Raw genomic sequence first — 21,640 nt, 5'->3', positions numbered from 1 at the left:
CTACGTGCACAGTGACATCGCGGTGACAGGGTGTGGCGACAGGCGGGGTGCGGCTACGATGACCGGCACAAGGACGGGCGGCGAAAGGGAGTCGTCCCCAGGGGCGGCGCCCGGTGCACATCCGGGGCGAGGAGGGCGGGCCATGGTGCAGAAGGCCAAGATCCTCCTGGTCGATGACCGGCCGGAGAATCTGCTCGCGCTGGAGGCCATCCTCTCCGCGCTCGATCAGACACTGGTGCGGGCATCGTCCGGGGAGGAAGCGCTCAAGGCACTGCTCACGGACGATTTCGCGGTCATTCTGCTGGACGTCCAGATGCCGGGCATGGACGGTTTCGAGACCGCCGCGCACATCAAGCGGCGGGAGCGGACCCGGGACATCCCGATCATCTTCCTCACCGCGATCAACCACGGCCCGCACCACACGTTCCGGGGTTACGCGGCGGGCGCGGTGGACTACATCTCCAAGCCGTTCGACCCGTGGGTGCTGCGCGCGAAGGTCTCGGTCTTCGTCGAGCTGTACATGAAGAACTGCCAGCTGCGGGAGCAGGCGGCGCTGCTGCGGCTCCAGTTGGAGGGCGGCGGCGGCAAGGCCGCGGTCGGCGAGACCAAGGAGCCGGCCAGTCTGCTGGCCGAGCTGTCGGCGCGCCTCGCGGCGGTCGAGGAGCAGGCCGAGGCGCTGTCCAAGCAGCTGGACGACGAGTCGGCGGACGCGGCGGCGGTTGCCACCGCGGCGCATCTCGAACGCAAACTCACCGGACTGCGGCGGGCGCTGGACGCGCTGGAGCCGGGCGCCGGGAGCACGTCGTCGGTGTCCTCGCAGAACTGACGTTCACGCGCGGCACAGTTGCGGTTGAGGAAGCGTCAGTTCCACGTTCACCCAAGGGCGACACGAACGGGTGAAGCAGTGGGCACACGTGTCCGTCGTCGTCTCCACCGGTAATCTCACACCTATGGCCTCACGTCCCTCCGCTGCCAAGAAGCAGCCCGCGAAGAAGGCGGCGGCTCCGGCGAAGAAGGCCGCTGCGAAAAAAGCCCCGGCGAAGAAGGCGCCCGCCAGGAAAGCCGCGGCCAAGAAGTCCGCACCTCCGCCGAAGCCTGCCCCCAGCCCGACCGGCGGCATCGTCAAACTCGTACGCGCCCTCTGGCTGGGCCTGGCGCACGCCGTGGGCGCGGTGTTCCGCGGCATAGGGAACGGCGCGAAGAACCTCGACCCCGCCCACCGCAAGGACGGCATCGCCCTGCTCCTGCTCGGCATCGCGCTGATCGTCGCCGCGGGCACCTGGGCCGACCTGCGCGGCCCCGTCGGCGACCTGGTCGAGATCCTGGTGACCGGCTCCTTCGGCCGTCTCGACCTGCTGGTGCCGATACTGCTCGCGGTCATCGCCGTACGGTTCATCCGGCACCCCGAGAAGCCCGAGGCCAACGGGCGGATCGTGATCGGCCTCTCGGCGCTCGTCATCGGCGTGCTCGGCCAGGTCCACATCGCGTGCGGCTCGCCCGCCCGCGGCGACGGCATGCAGGCCATAAGGGACGCCGGCGGCCTCATCGGCTGGGGCGCGGCGACCCCGCTGACGTACACCATGGGCGACGTCCTCGCCGTACCGCTGCTCGTGCTGCTGACGATCTTCGGGCTGCTCGTCGTCACCGCGACCCCGGTCAACGCCATCCCGCAGCGGCTGCGGCTGCTCGGCGTGAAGCTCGGGATCGTCCACGACCGGGACGAGGACTACGACGAGTACAGCGAGGACGACGAGCGCTACGACGAGCAGTGGCGCGAGGCGCTGCCCGCACGCGCGCGTAAGCGCTCCTCCGCCCCCGAGGCGTACGACCCCGACGGCGCGGAGCAGGAGGCCCTCTCCAAGCGCCGTGGACGCCCCCGGCGCTCCGCGGTGCCCCAGCCGGACATGGCACGCCCCATGGACGCCGTGGACGTCGCAGCCGCCGCCGCTGCCGCGCTCGACGGCGCCGTCCTGCACGGGATGCCCCCCTCGCCGATCGTCGCCGACCTCACCCAGGGCGTGAGCGTCGGGGACCGCGAGGAGACCACGCCCACCCCGACTCCGGTCCCGGCCGCGCGGCCCAAGCAGGAGAAGCTGAAGGTCGAGGTCGCCGACCTCACCAAGCCCGCTCCCGAGGCGCAGGGCGACCTGCCCCCGCGCGCGGAGCAGCTTCAGCTGTCCGGCGACATCACGTACTCGCTGCCCTCCCTGGACCTCCTGGAGCGCGGCGGCCCCGGCAAGGCGCGCAGCGCGGCCAACGACGCCGTGGTCGCCTCGCTGACGAACGTGTTCACCGAGTTCAAGGTCGACGCCGCCGTCACCGGCTTCACGCGCGGGCCGACGGTCACCCGCTACGAGGTCGAGCTCGGCCCCGCCGTGAAGGTCGAGCGGATCACCGCGCTGGCCAAGAACATCGCGTACGCCGTCGCCAGCCCGGACGTGCGGATCATCAGCCCGATCCCCGGCAAGTCCGCGGTCGGCATCGAGATCCCCAACACCGACCGCGAGATGGTCAACCTCGGCGACGTGCTCCGTCTCGCGGCGGCGGCCGAGGACGAGCACCCGATGCTGGTCGCGCTCGGCAAGGACGTCGAGGGCGGCTATGTCATGGCCAACCTCGCGAAGATGCCGCACGTCCTGGTCGCCGGAGCCACCGGTTCCGGTAAATCGTCGTGCATTAACTGCCTGATTACGTCAATCATGGTCCGCGCGACTCCCGAGGACGTGCGGATGGTCCTCGTCGACCCCAAGCGCGTGGAGCTGACCGCGTACGAGGGCATCCCGCACCTGATCACGCCGATCATCACCAACCCGAAGCGGGCCGCCGAGGCGCTGCAGTGGGTCGTACGGGAGATGGACCTTCGGTACGACGACCTGGCGGCGTACGGCTTCCGGCACATCGACGACTTCAACGAGGCCATTCGCAACGGCAAGGTGAAGCTGCCGGAGGGCAGTGAGCGGGAGCTCCAGCCGTATCCCTACCTGCTGGTGATCGTCGACGAGCTCGCCGACCTCATGATGGTCGCCCCGCGCGACGTCGAGGACGCGATCGTGCGCATCACGCAGCTCGCGCGTGCGGCCGGCATCCACCTGGTGCTCGCCACGCAGCGGCCGTCCGTGGACGTCGTCACCGGTCTGATCAAGGCGAACGTGCCTTCGCGGCTCGCCTTCGCCACCTCCTCGCTCGCGGATTCGCGGGTCATCCTCGACCAGCCGGGCGCCGAGAAGCTCATCGGCAAGGGCGACGGGCTGTTCCTGCCGATGGGGGCCAACAAGCCCACCCGTATGCAGGGCGCCTTCGTGACCGAGGACGAGGTCGCGGCGATCGTCCAGCACTGCAAGGACCAGATGGCGCCCGTCTTCCGGGACGACGTCACGGTGGGCACCAAGCAGAAGAAGGAGATCGACGAGGAGATCGGCGACGACCTCGACCTGCTGTGCCAGGCGGCCGAGCTGGTCGTCTCCACCCAGTTCGGTTCGACGTCCATGCTCCAGCGCAAGCTCCGCGTCGGCTTCGCGAAGGCCGGCCGTCTCATGGACCTCATGGAGTCCAGGAACATCGTCGGGCCGAGCGAGGGCTCGAAGGCTCGTGACGTTCTTGTGAAGCCTGACGAGCTGGACGGAGTGCTCGCGGTGATCCGCGGGGAGGGGTAAGGAGAGCCCGGAACGGGTGTGGCCATCGGTGTTCGATCGTGACTCACCCGTAAGGGATCATTGGGCAACCGTTTCCCTTCCGCGTACGTCAAGTTGAGGGAAGCGACAAACGCCTGCCCGACCATCGGCGTGTCCGGCCATACCGATGGGCTAACAAGCTCGACCGTCCGGTTGCCCCACCCTTTCGCACCCCCCATAGACTGAACCTCCAGCACAGGTGGCTTAAACGCTCGAAAGGCGCCCCCGTGTCCATCGGCAACTCCCCTGAAGACGAGCGTCCGTTCGAAGACGACCGTGAGGCAACCGGCCTCTCCGTCGGCCGTGCCCTCAAACAGGCGCGGATCGACGCCGGGCTGACCGTCGACGACGTCACCAACGCCACCCGGGTCCGCATCGCCATCGTGCACGCCATCGAGGCGGACGACTTCGCCCCCTGCGGCGGGGACGTCTACGCACGGGGTCACATCCGGACCCTGGCCAAGGCCGTACACCTCGATCCGGCCCCGCTGCTCGCGCAGTACGACGCCGATCACGGCGGCCGCCCCGCACCGACCCCGGCCGCGCCCCTCTTCGAGGCGGAACGCATCCGGCCCGAGCGGCGCGGGCCCAACTGGACCGCCGCGATGGTCGCCGCGATCGTCGCCGTGGTCGGCTTCGTCGGATTCACCGCCTTCAAGGGCGGCGACGACGGCGCCAAGAACCAGGTGGCCGAGGGCACCACGGCCACGCCGAGCAAGTCCGCCTCGCCCACGCCCAAGAAGAGCACCTCCGAGACCCCGAAGTCCGACCCCTCCGACAGTGCCATCGCGGCAGCTCCGCAGGACAAGGTGACGGTCCAGGTCAGCGCCACCGACGGACGCAGCTGGATCTCCGCCAAGGACCACAACGGCCGGCTGCTCTTCGACGGCCTGCTCAAGCAGGGCGACTCCAAGACCTTCCAGGACAACGAGAAGATCAACCTCGTCCTCGGCGACGCGGGCGCGATCCAGCTCTACGTCAACGGCAAGAAGATCGAGGACGACTTCCAGCCGGGCGCGGTGGAGCGCCTGACGTATACGAAGGGCGACCCTCAGGTCGGCTGAGTCCGACGCGCGTTCCCACGGGGCTGGCGATGATCGCCAGCCCCGTCGACGTGGGGTGTCAGTGAGACAAAGTAGTCTTGAGCCCATGCCTGAACGCCGTACCGTCGCACTCGTCACCCTTGGCTGCGCCCGTAACGAGGTGGACTCGGAGGAGCTCGCAGGCCGTTTGGAGGCGGACGGCTGGCAGCTCGTCGAGGACGCCGAGGACGCGGACGTCGCCGTCGTCAACACCTGCGGCTTCGTCGACGCCGCCAAGAAGGACTCCGTCGACGCCCTCCTGGAGGCCAACGACCTCAAGGGGCACGGCAGAACCCAGGCCGTCGTGGCGGTGGGCTGCATGGCCGAGCGGTACGGCAAGGAGCTCGCCGAGGCCCTCCCCGAGGCCGACGGCGTGCTCGGCTTCGACGACTACGCGAACATCTCGGACCGCCTGCAGACCATCCTGAACGGCGGCATCCACGCCGCCCACACCCCGCGCGACCGGCGCAAGCTGCTGCCGATCAGCCCCGCAGAGCGCCAGGAGTCCGCGGCCGAGGTCGCCCTGCCCGGGCACGCGCCCGTGGACCTCCCGGACGGCCTCGCGCCCGCCTCGGGCCCCCGTGCGCCCCTGCGCCGCCGCCTCGACGGCTCGCCCGTCGCCTCGGTCAAGCTCGCCTCCGGCTGCGACCGGCGCTGCTCCTTCTGCGCCATCCCGTCCTTCCGCGGCTCCTTCATCTCCCGCCGCCCCAGCGACGTACTGAACGAGACGCGCTGGCTGGCCGAGCAGGGCGTCAAGGAGATCATGCTGGTCTCCGAGAACAACACCTCCTACGGCAAGGACCTCGGCGACATCCGCCTGCTGGAGTCGCTGCTGCCCGAGCTCGCCGAGGTCGACGGCATCGAGCGGGTGCGCGTCAGCTACCTCCAGCCGGCCGAGATGCGCCCCGGCCTCGTCGACGTACTGACCTCGACGCCGAAGATCGCCCCGTACTTCGACCTCTCCTTCCAGCACTCCGCCCCGGACGTGCTGCGCGCGATGCGCCGCTTCGGCGACACCGACCGCTTCCTGGAGCTGCTCGACACCATCCGGAGCAAGGCCCCCCAGGCGGGCGTCCGCTCCAACTTCATCGTGGGCTTCCCCGGCGAGACCGAGGCCGACCTGGCCGAGCTGGAGCGGTTCCTGAACGGCGCGCGCCTGGACGCCATCGGCGTGTTCGGCTACTCCGACGAGGACGGCACCGAAGCGGCGACGTACGACAACAAGCTGGACGAGGACGTCGTCGCCGAGCGGCTGGCCCGCGTCTCCCGGCTCGCCGAGGAACTCGTCTCGCAGCGCGCCGAGGAACGCCTCGGCGAGACCGTGCACGTGCTGGTCGAGTCCGTGGACGAGGAGGGCGTGTACGGCCGCGGGGCGCACCAGGCGCCCGAGACCGACGGCCAGGTGCTGCTCACGAGCGGCGAAGGCCTGAGCGTCGGCCGTATCGTCGAGGCCAAGGTGGTCGGTACGGAAGGTGTCGACCTGGTGGCGGAGCCGCTGCAGGGCTCGCTCGCGTGTAGTGAGGAGGCGGGCAGATGACCGGAGTGCCGGCATCGGCGGCGAACGGCTCCTCCAAGGCGGAATCCTCGCCGGTCGGCCCGGCCTCCTCCGACGGCCAGGGCGGCGCGAGGTCCCCGCGGGGCGGCAAGCTGGCCGCCGCGGCCGTCAACCAGGCCAGCGTGTGGAACGTCGCCAATCTGCTGACCATGCTCCGGCTCGTCCTCGTCCCCGGCTTCGTCGCGCTGATGCTGGCCGACGGCGGATACGACCCGGCCTGGCGCTCGCTGGCCTGGGCGGCCTTCGCCATCGCCATGATCACCGACCTGTTCGACGGCCATCTGGCGCGCACCTACAACCTCGTCACCGACTTCGGGAAGATCGCCGACCCCATCGCCGACAAGGCGATCATGGGTGCGGCGCTGATCTGTCTCTCCGCCCTGGGCGACCTGCCGTGGTGGGCGACGATCGTCATCCTCGGCCGGGAACTGGGGATCACGCTGCTGCGTTTTCTTGTCATCCGGTACGGCGTCATCCCGGCGAGCCGCGGCGGCAAGCTCAAGACCCTCACCCAGGGCGTGGCCGTCGGGATGTACGTACTGGCACTGACGGGATGGCTGGCCACCCTGAGGTTCTGGGTGATGGCAGTGGCGGTCGTCCTGACCGTCGTGACCGGGCTTGACTATGTGAGACAGGCCATTGTGCTGCGCAGGCAGGGAATCGCCGAGCGCAAGGCCGCGTTGGAGGAGACGGAAGCGTGAGTTCCCCTGCCGCCGACGTGGTGCGACTACTGACAGTGAAGGGTGGGACCCTCGCGGTCGCCGAGTCGCTGACCGGCGGACTGGTTGCGGCGGAAATCACAGCGGTCCCCGGGGCCTCCAAGGCCTTCCGCGGTTCGGTGACGGCCTACGCCACCGAGCTGAAACACGAGCTGCTGGGTGTCGACGCCACCCTGCTGGCCGAGCGAGGAGCGGTGGATCCGCAGGTCGCGGCCCAGATGGCGGCCGGAGTGCGCAAGGCGCTCGGCGCCGACTGGGGCATCGCGACGACCGGTGTGGCGGGTCCGGAACCGCAGGACGGAAAGCCCGTGGGCACGGTTTTCGTGGCCGTCGACGGGCCTGCCGGAGCGGATTCCGGTTCCGCCGGTGGCGGAAAAGTCACTGCCCTGCGGTTGAACGGCGACCGCGCGGAAATTCGTATGGAGAGTGTACGGAGCGTACTCGCACTGCTCCTGACGGAGCTTGCGAGCGAACACACCGGGAATGAGCGGGCACAGGATACGGAACAGAACGGGGGGTTTTGATGTTTGCAGCCCTGAGTGAACACGACATCGCTCCCCGCACGGCCGCGGCGCAAGGCGGTACGGTGGGGCGTGAAGGATGCGGCTACGCGGTCCGAGGAGGGAGCCACCGATGATTCTGCTCCGTCGCCTGCTGGGTGACGTGCTGCGTCGGCAGCGCCAGCGCCAGGGCCGTACTCTGCGCGAAGTCTCCTCGTCCGCCCGAGTTTCACTCGGCTATCTATCCGAGGTGGAGCGGGGGCAGAAGGAGGCTTCCTCCGAGCTGCTCTCCGCGATCTGCGACGCGCTGGACGTACGGATGTCCGAGCTCATGCGGGAAGTGAGCGACGAGCTCGCCCTCGCCGAGCTGGCCCAGTCTGCTGCGGCCACCACGCCGGCCCCGGTTCGTCCGATGCTGGGTTCCGTCTCGGTGGCCGGTGTGCCACCGGAACGGGTGACCATCAAGGCGCCCGCCGAGGCGGTGGACGTGGTCGCCGCGTGACGTTCACGCCGGCGCGCGCGTGAAACCGACGATGCGCTGAGAAGTGCGCGAGGCCCCGGCCGGGGGCCTCTCCGGGAGACCGGAGGGGTGCCGGCCGGGGCCTTCGTGCGTCCTGGTGCGTTCTGGTGTCTCCTGGAGCCTCCTGGGGAGGCGGCGGTGAGGCCTTTCGTGCATCGTGGAAGGCCGACTCGGGGCCGTGCGCAGGGATCGGAGCATACGGATGTACGTCGTGAAGAGCCCGCTGTCCGACGCGGACCTGAAGACCGTCGCCGAGGCGTTGCAGGGCGCACTCGTCGACCTGGTCGACCTCTCCCTCGTCGCGAAACAGGTCCACTGGAACGTGGTCGGGCCGCGCTTCCGCTCCGTGCATCTCCAGCTCGACGAGGTCGTGGACAGCGCGCGGACCCACTCCGACACCGTGGCCGAGCGGGCGTCGGCACTGGGCGTGCCGCCCGACGGACGCGCCTCGACGGTGGCCTCCGGCAGCGGCATCGGGGCGGTGCCCGACGGCTGGATCAAGGACGTGGACGCGGTGGGCACCCTGGTGGACGCGCTGGGCGCGGTGATCGGACGGATGCGGGAGCGGGTCGCGACGACCGGGGACGCGGATCCCGTCAGCCAGGACATCTTCATCGGGATCACGGCGGACCTGGAGAAGCACCACTGGATGTTCCAGGCGGAGAACGGCTGACGCCGACCCGGTGCCGAGCGGCGGGGTGCGCCCGTGTGCCGTCGGTGCGCCCTGCCCGCGGGCGATTTAGGCGGCCTAGCGTCGGGCTGGAGGTGGTGGGTGAATGGCACGGCCGATAGCGCGCTGGGGGGTGCTCCTCGGGCTCGGGGCGCTGTGGTGGTGGGCCGTGCTGCGGCTCGCCCTCGCGCCCGGCGCCGGGGTGCTGGAGGGGGCCGTCGCCGCCGGGGGATGGGGGCTGAGCCTGCTGCCGGTGCACTGCGTGCCCAAGGCGCGGGCCGCGGGAGCCGTCGGCGCGGGGCGGTGGCGGGCGGCCTGGCGGACCGCCCGGGTCACCACGGCATCGCCACTCCGCCGTTCGGACGCAGGATCTGGCCCGTCGTGAACGACGAGGCGTCGCTCGCCAGATGGAGCACGGTGTGGGCGACGTCCTCCGGCTCGCCGACCCGGCCCAGCGGAGACATCCGCGCCATCAGCGCCTCGGTCCGCGCCTGCTCCTCGGCCTCGTGCCGGTCGGTCATCGGCGTGCGAGTCCAGCCGGGCGCGACCGCGTTCACGCGGATCCCGTGCCGGCCGACCTCGCTCGCCAGGGTCTTCGTCAGCTGGACGACGGCCGCCTTGGCCACGCCGTAGCAGAGCAGGCCGGGACGGCCGGTGTCGATGGCGCTGGAGGCCATGGTGACGATGCTGCCGCGCACGCTCCCGGCGAGCATCGCGCGGGCCGCCTCCTGGCAGGCGTACAGCACGCCCTTGAAGTTGACGTCCAGGACCCGGTCGAGGTCCTCGTCGCGGGTCTCCAGGACGGGGCTGCTGTGCATGATCCCGGCGATCGCGGCCATCACGTCCAGCCGCTCGCAGGAGGCGACCGCCAGGCGGAGCTGCTCGCGATCGGTGACGTCGAGCTGGTGGGTACGGGCCGTGCCGCCGGCGTCCTTGATCAGGGTCTCCGTCTCGTGCAGGCCCTGGGCGTCGCGGTCGGCGCAGTGCACCGCGGCACCGGCCTGGGCGAGCAGCACGGCGGAGGCGCGGCCGATGCCGCCCGCCGCGCCGGTGACGAACGCGGTGCGTCCGGTGAGGTCGTACGCCTGGACCGTCATGAGGGGACGGTACGAGGGTTTCTGACGGATCGTCAATTAGTCGTACGGCGTTGAGTCGCCCGGGGTGGGGCCGGGCTCGGGGCCGGTCCTGCCTGGCAGTTGGGGCACCAGTACGTGGGGCGCTCGCGGGATCCGTCGCCCTGGTCGGCCACGCGGACCAAGGTGTGGCAGCGGAGGCAGGGGCGGGGTGCGCGGCCGTACACGAAGAGGTCCTGGCCGCGGCGGCCCGTCGTACTGCGGACCGGGCGCTCGCGGTTGGCCTCCAGGAGCTTCTTGGCGAGCGCCGGCAGCTTCGCGGCGCGGTCGGCGGGCAGGGCTCCGACGGGGAGCCAGGGGGTGGCGCCGAGGAGGAAGCAGAGCTCGCTCTTGTAGATGTTGCCGATGCCGGCGAGGTTGCGCTGGTCGAGGAGGGCTTCGCCGAGCGGGCGGGTGGGGTCGGCGAGGAGGTTGGCGAGGGCGAGCTCGGGGTTCCAGTCCGGGCCGAGGAGGTCGGGGCCCAGGTGGCCGACGGCGCGCGCTTCGTCGGTGGTGCGGATGAGGTCGAGGACGGGGAGGCGGTAGCCGACGGCTGTGCGGTCCGCGTTGCCGAGGATCACGCGGATCTGGTGGGCGGGGCCGCCGCTCCAGCGTCGGCCGTTCTCGAAGATCCTCCAGGAGCCGTCCATCTTCAGGTGCGAGTGGAGGGTCAGGCCGCCTTCGACGCGCGTCAGGAGGTGCTTGCCGCGCGGGGTGACGTCCAGGACGGTACGGCCGGTCAGGTCGGCCGTGGCGTACTTCGGCACCCGGAAGTCGCTACGGGTCAGCACCTTGCCCGCGAGGGCGCCGTGCAGCCGCCTCGCGGTCTGCCAGACCGTGTCTCCTTCGGGCATGGGTCAAGGGTGGCACGGGTGCGGGCCGAGTGTGGGTGGGGGCTACTCGAAGCTGCTCGGGGCGGCGGGGGATGCTGTGGGCCGGGGCTGATCGGGCCCGTTCATGCCCGTAGCCGCAGGCCGCGCGGGGTTGCGATGAAGCCCGCTCCTTCCAGGAGGGTGCCGATGGGGGAGGTCAGGGCCGCGGTGCCGTTGACGCGTTCCACCGTGACCGTGCCGAGGGAGCCTGCTCGGGCGGCCGCGGCGAGGGCGTCGGCGGCTGCTTGCAGGCGTGGGTCGTCGGTGGGTTTGGCGTCCGGGTCGGCGGGCCAGGCCAGCAGGGTCTTGCCGCCTCGCTCCATGTAGAGCGTCAGCTCGCCGTCGACCAGCACGACCAGCGAGCCGGCCTTTCGGCCCGGCTTGTGGCCCGCGCCGGTCGGGGGCTCCGGCCAGGGGAGCGCGGCGCCGTACGCGTTCGCCGGGTCGGCGGCGGCCAGGACGACGGCTCGGGAGTCGGGGGTCGGGCGGCGACGGTTGGGGAAGGCGGAGCCGTGTGCGGAGTAGTTGCCGTACGGGGAGTTGGGCGAGCTGTACGGGCCGCCGGGGGCGCTTCGGGGGCCGCCTGCGCCGGGCGAGGTGAAGTCGCGGGGGGAGACGTATTCGTCCCGTGACGGCCTGGTGGGTGGGAAGGCGAAGTCGTCGTCGAAGCCGGTGATGTCGAAATCGGGCTCGGGCGGGCGGGTGCGGTCGTGCTGAGTGCGATGGTCGCCGGGGGTGGAGCCGTCGCGAGTGGAGCCATCGGCGGTGGCGCCGTCGGCCGGTCCGAAGGGGTCGGTCCAGTCGAAGGTGTCGGGGGAGTCGAGGCCGTGGGTCGTGTGGTCGAGGGGAGTGTCGGCGTCGGGTGTGCCGTCGCCGGGGGCGGTGAAGGCGTGGGGTGAGCCGAAGGGGGCGGCTGGTGTGCCGTCGGCCGGAGGCTGCGGCAGGGCTTCGCCGCGCTCGCGGGCGTTGGACACCGCGCGGAGGCGGTCCACCGCGCCGTCCATCGCGAACTGGGCCGCGCCGAGCCCCTCCACCACATAGCCGCGCCGCGCCTGACCGCTCTCCTCGAACACGGACAGGATCCGGTACGTCGCCGAGAAGCCGCCCTCGACGCCCTCCGCGGCGACGGCACCCCGGGTGACCACGCCGTGCCGGTCGAGGAGGGTGCGGGCGAGGGCGTGCGCGCGCACGGTGGGGTCGGCCTCGTGCGCGGGGAGGAGCGACCAGCGGCCGGCGACGGTCGGCGGGCCGCTGCGGGAGGCCGGGCGGGCGGCGGCCGTCAGCGAGCCGTAACGCCCGCGCGGGACGGCGCGCTTGGCGCGGTGGGCCGTGGAGCCCGCGGTGCGGCCCGAGCCCAGCAGGGAGCGCATGGGAGCCAGCGTGTCGTTCGTGAGGCGGCCGGACCAGGCCAGGTCCCAGACGGCATCGGCCAGTTGGGGATCGGTGACATCCGGGTGGGTGGTCGCGCGGACCTGGTCGGCGATCTGGCGGAAGAACAGACCGTAGCCGCCGGAGAGGACGTCCAGGACGGACTGGTGGAGCGCCGTCAGCTCAAGGGGGTGCGGCGGGGGGAGCAACAGGGGGGCCGCGTCCGCCAGGTACACGGAGACCCAGCCGTCCTTGCCGGGGAGCGAGCCCGCCCCCGCCCAGACGACCTCGCCGGCGGCGGTGAGCTCGTCGAGCATCGCGGGTGTGTAGTTCGTGACGCGGGAGGGCAGGACCAGCTTCTCCAGGGCGGACGCGGGCACGGAAGCGCCCTGCAACTGCTCGATCGCACGCACCAGTCCGTCGACGCCGCGCAGTCCGTGCCCCCGGCCGATGTGCTGCCACTGCGGCAGGAACTGGGCGAGCGCGGCGGGCGCCACCGGCTCCAGCTCGTGCCGCAGCGCGGCCAGGGAACGGCGGCGCAGGCGTCGTAGCACCGCGGCGTCGCACCACTCCTGGCCGATGCCCGCCGGATGGAACTCCCCTTGTACGACACGGCCGTTGGCGGCGAGGCGCTGCAGCGCGCCCTCCGTGACCGCCACGCCCAGGCCGAAGCGGGCCGCCGCCGTGGCCGATGTGAAGGGGCCGTGGGTGCGGGCGAAGCGCGCGAGGAGGTCACCGAGGGGATCCTTGACCGGTTCCGTGAAGGCCTCCGGGACGCCCACCGGGAGCGCGGTGCCGAGCGCGTCGCGCAGGCGGCCCGCGTCCTCGATCGCCGCCCAGTGCTCGGCGCCGGCGATACGGACGCGGATCACCCGGCGGGCGCGGGCCAGCTCCTGGGCCCACTGCGGCTCGGCGCCCCGCTCGGCCAACTCGTCGTCCGTGAGCGGGCCGAGCAGCCGGAGTACGTCCGCGACGCCCTCGGCGTCCTTGACGCGCCGGTCCTCGGTGAGCCACTGGAGCTCTTGCTCCAGCTCGGTCAGCACCTCGGCGTCGAGCAGTTCCCGCAGCTCCGCCTGGCCGAGCAGCTCGGCCAGCAGCCGGGAGTCGAGGGAGAGGGCGGCGGCGCGGCGTTCGGCGAGCGGCGAGTCGCCCTCGTACAGGAACTGGGCGACGTAGCCGAAGAGGAGAGAACGCGCGAAGGGGGAGGGCTCGGGGGTGGTGACCTCGACCAGTCGCACCTTGCGGGACTCCAGGTCGCCCATCAGCTCGACCAGGCCGGGGACGTCGAAGACGTCCTGGAGACACTCGCGGACCGCCTCCAGGACGATCGGGAACGAGCCGAACTCGCTGGCCACCTGGAGCAGTTGGGCGGCGCGCTGGCGCTGCTGCCACAGGGGGGTGCGTTTGCCGGGGTTGCGGCGCGGCAGCAGCAGCGCGCGGGCGGCGCACTCGCGGAAGCGGGACGCGAACAGGGCCGAGCCGCCGACCTGGTCGGTGACGATCTGGTCGACCTCGCCCTTGTCGAAGACGACGTCCGCGGCGCCGACGGGGGCCTGCTCGGCGTCGTACTCGGTGCCGGCCTTGGTCGGTTCCTGGTCGAGGAGGTCCAGGCCCATCAGGTCGGCGTCGGGCAGGCGCAGGACGATGCCGTCGTCGGCGTGCATGACCTGGGCGTCCATGCCGTAGCGCTCGGAGAGCTTGGCGCCGAGGGCCAGGGCCCACGGGGCGTGCACCTGGGCGCCGAAGGGGGAGTGGACGACGACCCGCCAGTCGCCGAGCTCGTCGCGGAAGCGCTCCACGACGATGGTGCGGTCGTCGGGGATGTGGCCGCAGGCCTCGCGCTGCTCGTCCAGGTAGGAGAGGACGTTGTCCGCCGCCCAGGCGTCCAGGCCCGCCGCCAGGAGGCGCAGGCGGGCGTCCTCCTTGGACAGGGAGCCGACCTCGCGCAGGAACTGGCCCACCGCGCGGCCCAGTTCGAGCGGACGGCCCAGCTGGTCGCCCTTCCAGAACGGGAGCCGGCCCGGCACGCCCGGCGCGGGGGAGACCAGGACGCGGTCGCGCGTGATGTCCTCGATGCGCCAGGAGCTGGTGCCGAGGGTGAACACGTCGCCCACTCGGGACTCGTAGACCATCTCCTCGTCGAGCTCGCCGACCCGGCCGCCGCCCTTCTTCGGGTCGGAGCCGGCCAGGAAGACGCCGAAGAGACCGCGGTCGGGGATCGTGCCGCCGGAGGTGACGGCGAGGCGCTGGGCGCCGGGGCGGCCGGTGATCGTGCCGGCGACGCGGTCCCAGACGACGCGGGGGCGCAGCTCGGCGAAGGCGTCCGAGGGGTAGCGGCCCGCGAGCATGTCCAGGACCGCGGTGAAGGCGGACTCGGGCAGTGACGCGAAGGGGGCCGCGCGGCGGACCGTGGTCAGGAGGTCGTCGACCTGCCAGGTGTCCAGGGCCGTCATGGCGACGAGCTGCTGGGCCAGGACGTCCAGGGGGTTCGCCGGGACCTTCAGGGACTCGATGGAGCCGGTGCGCATGCGCTCGGTGACGACCGCGGCCTGGACCAGGTCGCCGCGGTACTTGGGGAAGACGACGCCGGTGGAGACCGCGCCCACCTGGTGGCCCGCGCGGCCCACGCGCTGGAGGCCGGACGCCACGGAGGGGGGCGATTCGACCTGGACGACGAGGTCGACGGCGCCCATGTCGATGCCCAGTTCGAGGCTGGAGGTGGCCACCACGGCCGGGAGGCGCCCTGCTTTGAGGTCTTCCTCGACCAGGGCCCGCTGCTCCTTGGAGACCGAGCCGTGGTGGGCGCGGGCGATGACCGGGGGCGCGCCCTGCGCGGCTCCGGAGCCGCCCATGAGCTCGGCCGGGGCGTGGTTCTCGTCGAGGGGTTCGCCGGTCGCCCGCTCGTAGGCGATCTCGTTCAGTCGGTTGCAGAGGCGCTCCGCGAGGCGGCGGGAGTTGGCGAACACGATCGTGGAGCGGTGGGACTGGACCAGGTCGGTGATGCGCTCCTCGACGTGCGGCCAGATGGAGGGGCGTTCCGTGCCCTCGGAGCCGTCGGCCACCGGGGAGCCGCCCAGTTCGCCGAGGTCCTCGACCGGGACGACCACCGAGAGGTCGAACTCCTTGCCCGACTTCGGCTGGACGATCTCCACCTTGCGGCGCGGGGACAGATACCGGGCGACCTCGTCCACCGGGCGGACCGTCGCCGAGAGGCCGATGCGGCGGGCCGGTTTGGGCAGGAGCTCGTCCAGACGCTCCAGGGAGAGCGCGAGGTGGGCGCCGCGCTTGGTGCCGGCCACGGCGTGCACCTCGTCCAGGATCACGGTCTCGATGCCGGTGAGGGCGTCGCGGGTCGCCGACGTCAGCATCAGGAACAGGGACTCGGGGGTGGTGATCAGGATGTCCGGGGGCCGGGTGGAGAGGGCTCGGCGCTCTGCGGCGGGGGTGTCGCCGGAGCGGATGCCCACCTTGACCTCGGGCTCGGGCAGACCCAGGCGGACGGACTCCTGCCGGATGCCGGTGAGGGGGCTGCGGAGGTTGCGCTCCACGTCCACCGCCAGGGCCTTGAGCGGGGAGACGTAGAGGACCCGGCAGCGCTTCCTGGGGTCGGCGGGGGGTGGGGTGGAGGCGAGTTGGTCCAGGGCGGCGAGGAACGCGGCGAGGGTCTTGCCGGAGCCGGTGGGGGCCACGACCAGCACGTCCGAGCCCTGGTTGATGGCATTCCACGCGCCGGCCTGGGCGGCGGTCGGGGCGTCGAAGGCGCCCGTGAACCAGCCGCGGGTGGCGGGGGAGAAGCCGGCTAGGGCCCGGTGTGCGGAACTGACCATGCGTCCATCCTGCACCCCGCCACTGACAATGGCTCTGACCTGCTGGTTCGCCGAGACGGTGCGGGTGCTTGGGCGGTGTGGCGGAGAATGGGGGTATGGCGGGTTCCGGTGAGGAAGTGGCTCGGCACTGGCGGTACGCCGAGTTGCCCGGCGTCGATCTGCTGCGAGCCCGGTATGTGCGGAAGGCGTTCGTGCGGCACACGCACGAGCACTTCGTGATCGCCGCCATCGCGCAGGGGGTGGAGGTCTTTCACCATCGGGGGGCCGATCAGTACGCGGGAGCCGGGACGCTGGCGCTGGTCAATCCCGACACTCCGCACACCGGGCGGGCCGGGGTGCCCGAGGGCTGGCGGTACGGCGCTGTCTATCCGGCGCCCGAGGTGGTGGCGGAGATCGCCGCCGAGACCACGACGATCCGGGGGACGCCCGGCTTCGTCAGCCCGGTGCTCGACGATCCGTACAGCGTGGGGCTGGTTCATCAGGTGCTGCGCGCCGCCGACGAGGGCAATGCGCTGGCCGCCGACACACTGCTGCGCGTCGCCGTGACCCGGCTGCTGCGGCTGAACGGCGGGCCGCTGGCGCGGCGGGAAGTGCGGACGGCGGGGGCCAAGGTCGCGGCACGCGCGCGTGCGGTGCTGGAGGAGCGGATGGTCGAGCCGCCGACTCTGGAGCGGCTCGCGGCCGATCTCGGGGTCAGCGCGTTCTCGTTGCTGCGGGCCTTTCGGGACGCCTACGGCATGCCCCCGCACACCTGGCTGACGGACGCGCGGGTGCGGCGGGCGCTGCGGTTGCTCGACGGCGGTACGTCGCCCGCCGAGGCGGCCGTGGCGGTGGGGTTCACCGATCAGCCGCACCTCAACCGGCACTTCGCCCGGATCGTGGGCGTGCCGCCGGGGGCGTACCAGCGGGAGCGCAAGAACGTACAAGACGAGCGGCAGGGCCTGCTACTACCGTCCGAGCTGTGGCAGAACAGACAGCAGTCGCAGACATAGGTGCCGGTGGAGGGAAGGCGGATGCCGCCGTCGTCAGGGACGCCCTCGGAGTCGGTGTCGCCGTGGGACTTTCCGGCTTCGCCTTCGGGGTGACCTCGGCGGGCAGCGGGCTTTCGCTGCTGCAGAGCTGCGCGCTCAGTCTCCTGGTGTTCACCGGAGCCTCCCAGTTCGCCTTGGTGGGGGCGCTCGCGGCCGGGGGCAATCCACTCACCGCGGCCGCGGGAGCGTTCTTCCTGGGGGTGCGCAACGCCTTCTACGGGCTGCGGCTTTCACAGGTGCTCGCCCTCCCGCGCGCGGTGCGGCCGTTCGCGGCCCAGTGGGTCATCGACGAGACGACCGCGGTGACGTTGGCGCAGCCCTCGCGGCGCACTGCGCGGATCGGGTTCGGGGTCACCGGGCTGAGTCTGTACGTGCTGTGGAACCTGACCACGCTGCTCGGTGCCCTGGGTGCCAAGGCCATCGGGGACACGGACGCGTGGGGGCTGGACGCCGCCGGGCCGGCCGTCTTTCTGGCGCTGCTCGCGCCGATGTTGAAGACCGGCATCGAGCGGGCCGTCGCCGGTCTGGCCGTCGTTCTGGGGCTGGGCCTGTTGCCCGTACTGCCCGCCGGTGTGCCCGTGCTGGTGGCGGCGCTCGCGGCGCCCGCCGTCCTTTTCCTGGAGGGCCGCCGCAGGCAGGCGCCTCGCAACGACGCACAAGAGGAAGACCGTTGAACACCTGGATCGCGATCGGCGCGACCGCTCTCGGCTGTTACGCCGTAAAGCTCGCCGGGCTCCTCGTGCCCGCGGGAGCCCTAGAGAGGCCGCTCGTCCGGCGGCTGGCCGCCTTGCTGCCGGTGGCCCTTCTCGCCGCGCTGACGGCTCAGCAGACCTTTGCCGACGGGCACGCCCTGGTGGTCGACGCGCGGCTGGCGGGGGTGGCCGCGGCCGCTGTCGTACTGGTGCTGCGCGCGCCCTTTCTGCTCGTCGTGGCGGCGGCCGTGGTGGTGACCGCGGGAGTGCGGGCCATCGGCGGGTGATCCGTGGGCGGGGCGCCCGGCTCAGCCGATGGGGCGGCCATGCGCCCTCAGGGCGCGAAGCGCCTCGATCGTCACCATGGGGCGTGCTTCCAGGGCCGTGCCAGGTGCCCAGCGGCGCCACCGGATCGGCCAGCCGCCGTCCTCCTGCTGGGTGGCTGCCAGGTGGTCCAGGGAGCGTGTCATCTCGTCGTCCGTGAACCACGCGCGTGCCAGCGAACTCGGCGTCTTCGCATAGTCGTGCGGGAAATGGTGCTCACCTGGGGCGTAGCCGGCCGCGACCGGGTAGTTCGTGAGGTCGTCCGGGTCCAGCGCGGCCAGCCGGTGTTCGCGCACCAGGCGGCCCAGACGGTCGGCGGCCGCCTCCGCGCGCGGGCGGTCGGGCGCGGAGTCCAGGAAGGCCACGGCGGCCTCGATCTCGTAGGGGTGGGACTTCTCCAGGGACTCGATCGCCTCCCAGCAGAAGTCCGTGGCCCGGAACAGCCAGGCGTGCCACACCTCGTTGCGGTGCAACAGGCCCACTACCGGACCGGTGGCCAGGAGTTCGCTCGGCGGGTCGTCCACGATGGGGATGAACGGGGCCGCCGGATAGCCGCGCTGGCTGGGACTGATCGCCGGCAGCGCTCCGTCCGCCGTGGAGACCGAGGTCAGATAGCGGCACACGCGTTCCACGCGCTGTCCCCCGCAGCGCCCGATGGAGTCCAGGACGCGCAGCGCGTGCCCGGTGTGCAGGGGCTGGCTCACCGGGCCGCGCAGATCGGGCTCCAGGGCGTGGCCGTACCCGCCGTCCTCGTTGCGATAGGCGTCCAGCGCGGTCTCCACCGGGTCCGCGCTCCCGTTCAGGAAGTGATGCGCGAAGAGGCGCTGCTCCAGCACGCGCGCGGTGAGCCAGACGAAGTGCTCGGCGCGGAAGAGCGGGGAGCGCGCCGGGGGCGTGGCGGGGAGTGGGGAAGCTCCTGTTTCGGACATGCGACAGACCGTAGGGCGGAAAGCGGTCTCGGCAAGCGGTCCTGGCTCAGGCCCACCCTCAGGGGCGGGATACTGGAGTCATGCGGTTGACGGTCTTCTGGGAGCGGATGACGGATCACTTCGGTCCGGGATACGCCGACACCTTCGCGCGCGATCACGTGATGACGGAGCTCGGCGGGCACACGGTGCACGAGGCGCTGGACGCGGGCTGGGAGGCCAAGGACGTGTGGCGTGTGGTCTGCACGGTCATGAACGTTCCGGGGGAGAAGCGCTGATCCGCAGGGAAGATCGCAGGACGGCAGTTGAATGTCAGACCTGTGGGCGAGACTTGATCCGTGGCACCCACTGACGAGACCGGGGAGACGTCCCGGCACGCATCGCCGTTCGGCACGACGCCGCCCGACCGGCCCACGGCCGACGGCGCCGCCGCGTCGGGCGCCCGCATGCCGCGCTGGCTGCCGCGCGCCGTGGTGCTGGTGCTCGCGCTCTACGCCGCATTCCAGCTGGGCACCTGGGCCTTCCACCAGCTGACCGGCCTGCTGATCAACATCCTCATCGCGTTCTTCCTGGCCCTCGCCATCGAGCCCGCGGTGAGCTGGATGGCCGCGCGCGGCATGCGCCGGGGGCTGGCCGCCGGTCTCGTCTTCCTCGGTGTGATGATCGCGGCGGCGGGCTTCGTCACCCTGCTCGGCTCCATGCTGGCGGGCCAGATCATCAAGATCGTCGAGGACTTCCCGGACTACCTCGACTCCGTCATCAACTGGGTCAACACGCACTTCAACACGGATCTGAAGCGGGTGGACGTCCAGGAGGGCCTGCTCAAGTCCGACTGGCTGCGCAACTACGTGCAGCACAGCGCCACGGGCGTCCTGGACGTGTCCGCCCAGGTCCTCGGCGGCCTCTTCCAACTGCTGACGATCGCGCTGTTCTCGTTCTACTTCGCCGCCGACGGCCCACGGCTGCGCCGCGCGCTCTGCTCCGTGCTGCCGCCCGCGCGGCAGGTCGAGGTGCTGCGCGCTTGGGAGATCGCCGTCAACAAGACCGGTGGTTACATCTACTCGCGCGGCCTGATGGCGCTCATCTCCGGCATAGCCCACTACATCCTGCTGCAGATCCTGGGCGTGCCCTACGCGCCCGTGCTCGGCGTCTGGGTGGGTCTGGTCTCGCAGTTCATCCCGACCATCGGCACGTATCTCGCGGGCGCGCTGCCCATGCTGATCGCGTTCACCGTCGATCCCTGGTACGCGCTGTGGGTGCTGATCTTCGTCGTGGTCTACCAGCAGTTCGAGAACTACATGCTGCAGCCCAAGCTGACCGCGAAGACCGTCGACATCCACCCTGCCGTCGCCTTCGGCTCGGTCATCGCCGGCACCGCGCTCCTGGGCGCCGTCGGCGCCCTGATCGCCATCCCGGCGGTCGCCACGCTGCAGGCGTTCCTGGGGGCGTACGTGAAGCGGTACGCGGTCACCGACGACCCTCGGGTGCACGGACACCGGGAGCGGAGAGCGGGGCCCGGTCTCGCCACGCGCGCGAGACGGCTGTGGGGGCGGCGGCCCGGGGCGACACAGGGCGATGCGGGACCGGTCGATGCGGGCGAGTCCGGGGAGGGCCCCGCGGACAGGGAAGACCCGTCGGGCGGGGAAGGTCCCTCGGGAGGAGGAGGCTCCTCCTGAGGCCTGGCAGCCGGACCTGTTCAGTACGTCAGTACGTGAGCACCGCCCACACCCCGGCGCCGATGACGGCCACCACGTAACAGATGGTCGCCGCTCCCACGATCCGCCTCCGGACCGGTTCGCTCCAGGACGTGCGGGACAGCAGCCAGGCCAGTGCGGGCAGTACCAGGACCGCGTGCAAGCTGACGCCGTGCAGCGGCTTGAGCGGGGCCGTCGAGTGGTACGCCACCTCCTGGTGGCCGGTGCGGGCGAGTACGACACCGCGCGCGATCATCGCGGCGCCCGAGGCGAGCGCGACGAGCAGGATCGCGAACCCGGAGCGCACCGCGAGCGGCATCCCGGCCGGGCCCGTGGGCCGGTGCCGGAACGAGGCCAGCGCGAACACGGTGAGCAGCACCACCAGGACTCCGCCGCCCACCGCCAGCGTCATCGACACCCCGGTGTCGAAGGGCGTCTCCATGTCGAGGTGCGAGGGCACCCGGCGCCACGCCTGAAGGGTGATTCCGCCGACCTCCACCACACAGTCGGCGGCGAACACGGCGAGCAGCACGGTGCGCAGGCGCGGGCCGACGCGCAGATACGACGTCACCCACGTGACGGCGATCAGCGTCGCCCCGAAGGACAGCCCGAATGTCACGGGCTTGCGCCACGACACGGCCCCGTCCCAGGGGCCGCCGTCGACGGCGAACACCACCAGGTGCGCGAGGCCGGACAGGATCAGGAGGAGGCCGGTGGCGTGGCAGAAGCGCTCCACCGGACGCGTCCCGGCCCACCAGGTAGGCAGGACCGGCGCCCCGCTGGTCTCTCGGCCGCTCTTCTCGGTCTGCATGCCCACCAGGCTCGCGGGAGCGCTCGATCAAGTCGTCGTCCGGGCGAAGACACCCGCCGTACGCCACCGGAAGCAGCCCGGCTGTCGGACCGCCGACATAGTCTCGGAAGTGCCGCGTGGTGCGCTTGACACGAAAATCGAACATCCATTCTTATGGAGGCTCCGGTGAGGTTCTTCGCGGGTGATTCGGCACGGTTTTGACGGAGAAGTACCCGAGTTATCCACAGGCCGGACGGGCGTCGGGGCGCATTGTCAGTGGCAGGCGT

19 protein-coding genes are annotated in these 21,640 nt (G+C 71.6%); 14 read left to right on the top strand and 5 right to left on the bottom strand.

Annotated features, from left to right (window positions below):
* Window positions 1-142: 142 nt before the first annotated feature.
* From ABZ848_RS30850 to ABZ848_RS30810, 9 genes are all read left to right on the top strand, one after another.
* Window positions 143-826 (top strand): response regulator, encoded by a 684-nt coding sequence (locus ABZ848_RS30850; RefSeq protein WP_360837176.1) that lies wholly within the window; start codon window positions 143-145, stop codon window positions 824-826.
* A 124-nt stretch (window positions 827-950) separates the two neighbouring features.
* A complete protein-coding gene (locus ABZ848_RS30845) occupies window positions 951-3,653 on the top strand; it encodes a DNA translocase FtsK (RefSeq protein ID WP_360837174.1) in 2,703 nt (900 codons plus the stop codon).
* Window positions 3,654-3,898: 245 nt separating this feature from the next.
* A complete protein-coding gene (locus tag ABZ848_RS30840) occupies window positions 3,899-4,735 on the top strand; it encodes a RodZ domain-containing protein (protein WP_360837172.1) in 837 nt (278 codons plus the stop codon).
* An 85-nt stretch (window positions 4,736-4,820) separates the two neighbouring features.
* Window positions 4,821-6,290 carry a 30S ribosomal protein S12 methylthiotransferase RimO gene (rimO, locus tag ABZ848_RS30835; protein ID WP_360837171.1) on the top strand — a complete coding sequence of 490 codons (1,470 nt, stop codon included), beginning with the start codon at window positions 4,821-4,823 and terminating at the stop codon, window positions 6,288-6,290.
* Window positions 6,287-7,009 (top strand): CDP-diacylglycerol--glycerol-3-phosphate 3-phosphatidyltransferase, encoded by a 723-nt coding sequence (gene pgsA / locus ABZ848_RS30830; protein WP_360837169.1) that lies wholly within the window; start codon window positions 6,287-6,289, stop codon window positions 7,007-7,009. The genes rimO and pgsA overlap by 4 nt, the downstream gene beginning before the upstream one ends.
* Window positions 7,006-7,551 (top strand): CinA family protein, encoded by a 546-nt coding sequence (locus ABZ848_RS30825; protein ID WP_360837168.1) that lies wholly within the window; start codon window positions 7,006-7,008, stop codon window positions 7,549-7,551. The genes pgsA and ABZ848_RS30825 overlap by 4 nt, the downstream gene beginning before the upstream one ends.
* Before the next feature lie 109 nt (window positions 7,552-7,660).
* Window positions 7,661-8,029 (top strand): helix-turn-helix transcriptional regulator, encoded by a 369-nt coding sequence (locus ABZ848_RS30820; RefSeq protein WP_360837167.1) that lies wholly within the window; start codon window positions 7,661-7,663, stop codon window positions 8,027-8,029.
* 220 nt (window positions 8,030-8,249) lie between these two features.
* Entirely contained in the window at window positions 8,250-8,720 is a 471-nt protein-coding gene (locus tag ABZ848_RS30815; protein ID WP_360837165.1) for a DNA starvation/stationary phase protection protein, read from the top strand.
* 103 nt (window positions 8,721-8,823) lie between these two features.
* The gene (locus ABZ848_RS30810; protein ID WP_360837163.1) at window positions 8,824-9,102 is read left to right on the top strand and encodes a hypothetical protein; all 279 of its coding nucleotides are present in this window, start codon (window positions 8,824-8,826) and stop codon (window positions 9,100-9,102) included.
* On the opposite strand, the gene ABZ848_RS30805 is transcribed toward ABZ848_RS30810, so the two are convergent.
* The 3 genes from ABZ848_RS30805 to ABZ848_RS30795 form a co-directional block, all read right to left on the bottom strand.
* On the bottom strand, window positions 9,050-9,814 hold the full coding sequence (locus tag ABZ848_RS30805) for an SDR family NAD(P)-dependent oxidoreductase (protein ID WP_360837162.1): 765 nt from the start codon (window positions 9,812-9,814) through the stop codon (window positions 9,050-9,052). The genes ABZ848_RS30810 and ABZ848_RS30805 overlap by 53 nt on opposite strands.
* A gap of 32 nt (window positions 9,815-9,846) precedes the next feature.
* Complete coding sequence (locus tag ABZ848_RS30800) at window positions 9,847-10,683, bottom strand: DNA-formamidopyrimidine glycosylase family protein (protein WP_360837160.1); 837 nt, start codon at window positions 10,681-10,683, stop codon at window positions 9,847-9,849.
* Between the two features lie 101 nt (window positions 10,684-10,784).
* Window positions 10,785-15,896, bottom strand: coding sequence for an ATP-dependent helicase (locus ABZ848_RS30795; RefSeq protein ID WP_360837158.1), 5,112 nt, complete (start codon window positions 15,894-15,896; stop codon window positions 10,785-10,787).
* 95 nt (window positions 15,897-15,991) lie between these two features.
* On the opposite strand from ABZ848_RS30795, the gene ABZ848_RS30790 reads away from it, so the two are divergent.
* Genes ABZ848_RS30790 through ABZ848_RS30780 form a run of 3 tightly spaced genes read left to right on the top strand, consistent with a single transcriptional unit; the run spans window position 15,992 to window position 17,906 of the window.
* Window positions 15,992-16,888 carry an AraC family transcriptional regulator gene (locus tag ABZ848_RS30790; protein ID WP_360837156.1) on the top strand — a complete coding sequence of 299 codons (897 nt, stop codon included), beginning with the start codon at window positions 15,992-15,994 and terminating at the stop codon, window positions 16,886-16,888.
* Window positions 16,858-17,601: an AzlC family ABC transporter permease gene (locus ABZ848_RS30785; protein WP_360837154.1), complete on the top strand. Its 744-nt coding sequence runs from the start codon at window positions 16,858-16,860 to the stop codon at window positions 17,599-17,601. Before ABZ848_RS30790 ends, ABZ848_RS30785 begins: the two co-directional genes overlap by 31 nt.
* Window positions 17,598-17,906 (top strand): AzlD domain-containing protein, encoded by a 309-nt coding sequence (locus ABZ848_RS30780; RefSeq protein WP_360837152.1) that lies wholly within the window; start codon window positions 17,598-17,600, stop codon window positions 17,904-17,906. Before ABZ848_RS30785 ends, ABZ848_RS30780 begins: the two co-directional genes overlap by 4 nt.
* Window positions 17,907-17,927: 21 nt before the next feature.
* Here the strand turns inward: ABZ848_RS30780 and ABZ848_RS30775 are convergent, their stop codons facing one another.
* Window positions 17,928-18,872 (bottom strand): hypothetical protein, encoded by a 945-nt coding sequence (locus ABZ848_RS30775; RefSeq protein WP_360837150.1) that lies wholly within the window; start codon window positions 18,870-18,872, stop codon window positions 17,928-17,930.
* Between the two features lie 80 nt (window positions 18,873-18,952).
* Between ABZ848_RS30775 and ABZ848_RS30770 the strand changes: the two genes are divergently transcribed.
* Window positions 18,953-19,147: a DUF3046 domain-containing protein gene (locus ABZ848_RS30770; protein WP_360837149.1), complete on the top strand. Its 195-nt coding sequence runs from the start codon at window positions 18,953-18,955 to the stop codon at window positions 19,145-19,147.
* 60 nt (window positions 19,148-19,207) lie between these two features.
* Window positions 19,208-20,545, top strand: a complete 1,338-nt coding sequence (locus ABZ848_RS30765) for an AI-2E family transporter (protein WP_360837147.1) — start codon at window positions 19,208-19,210, stop codon at window positions 20,543-20,545.
* 28 nt (window positions 20,546-20,573) lie between these two features.
* On the opposite strand, the gene ABZ848_RS30760 is transcribed toward ABZ848_RS30765, so the two are convergent.
* Window positions 20,574-21,374, bottom strand: coding sequence for a hypothetical protein (locus ABZ848_RS30760; RefSeq protein ID WP_360837146.1), 801 nt, complete (start codon window positions 21,372-21,374; stop codon window positions 20,574-20,576).
* Window positions 21,375-21,640: the final 266 nt, after the last annotated feature.

It is taken from the genome of Streptomyces sp. NPDC047081 (assembly GCF_040643775.1).
Classification (GTDB): domain Bacteria; phylum Actinomycetota; class Actinomycetes; order Streptomycetales; family Streptomycetaceae; genus Streptomyces.
Note: the sequence above shows the minus strand (reverse complement) of the source record. Positions and strands in the feature narration are given on the sequence as shown.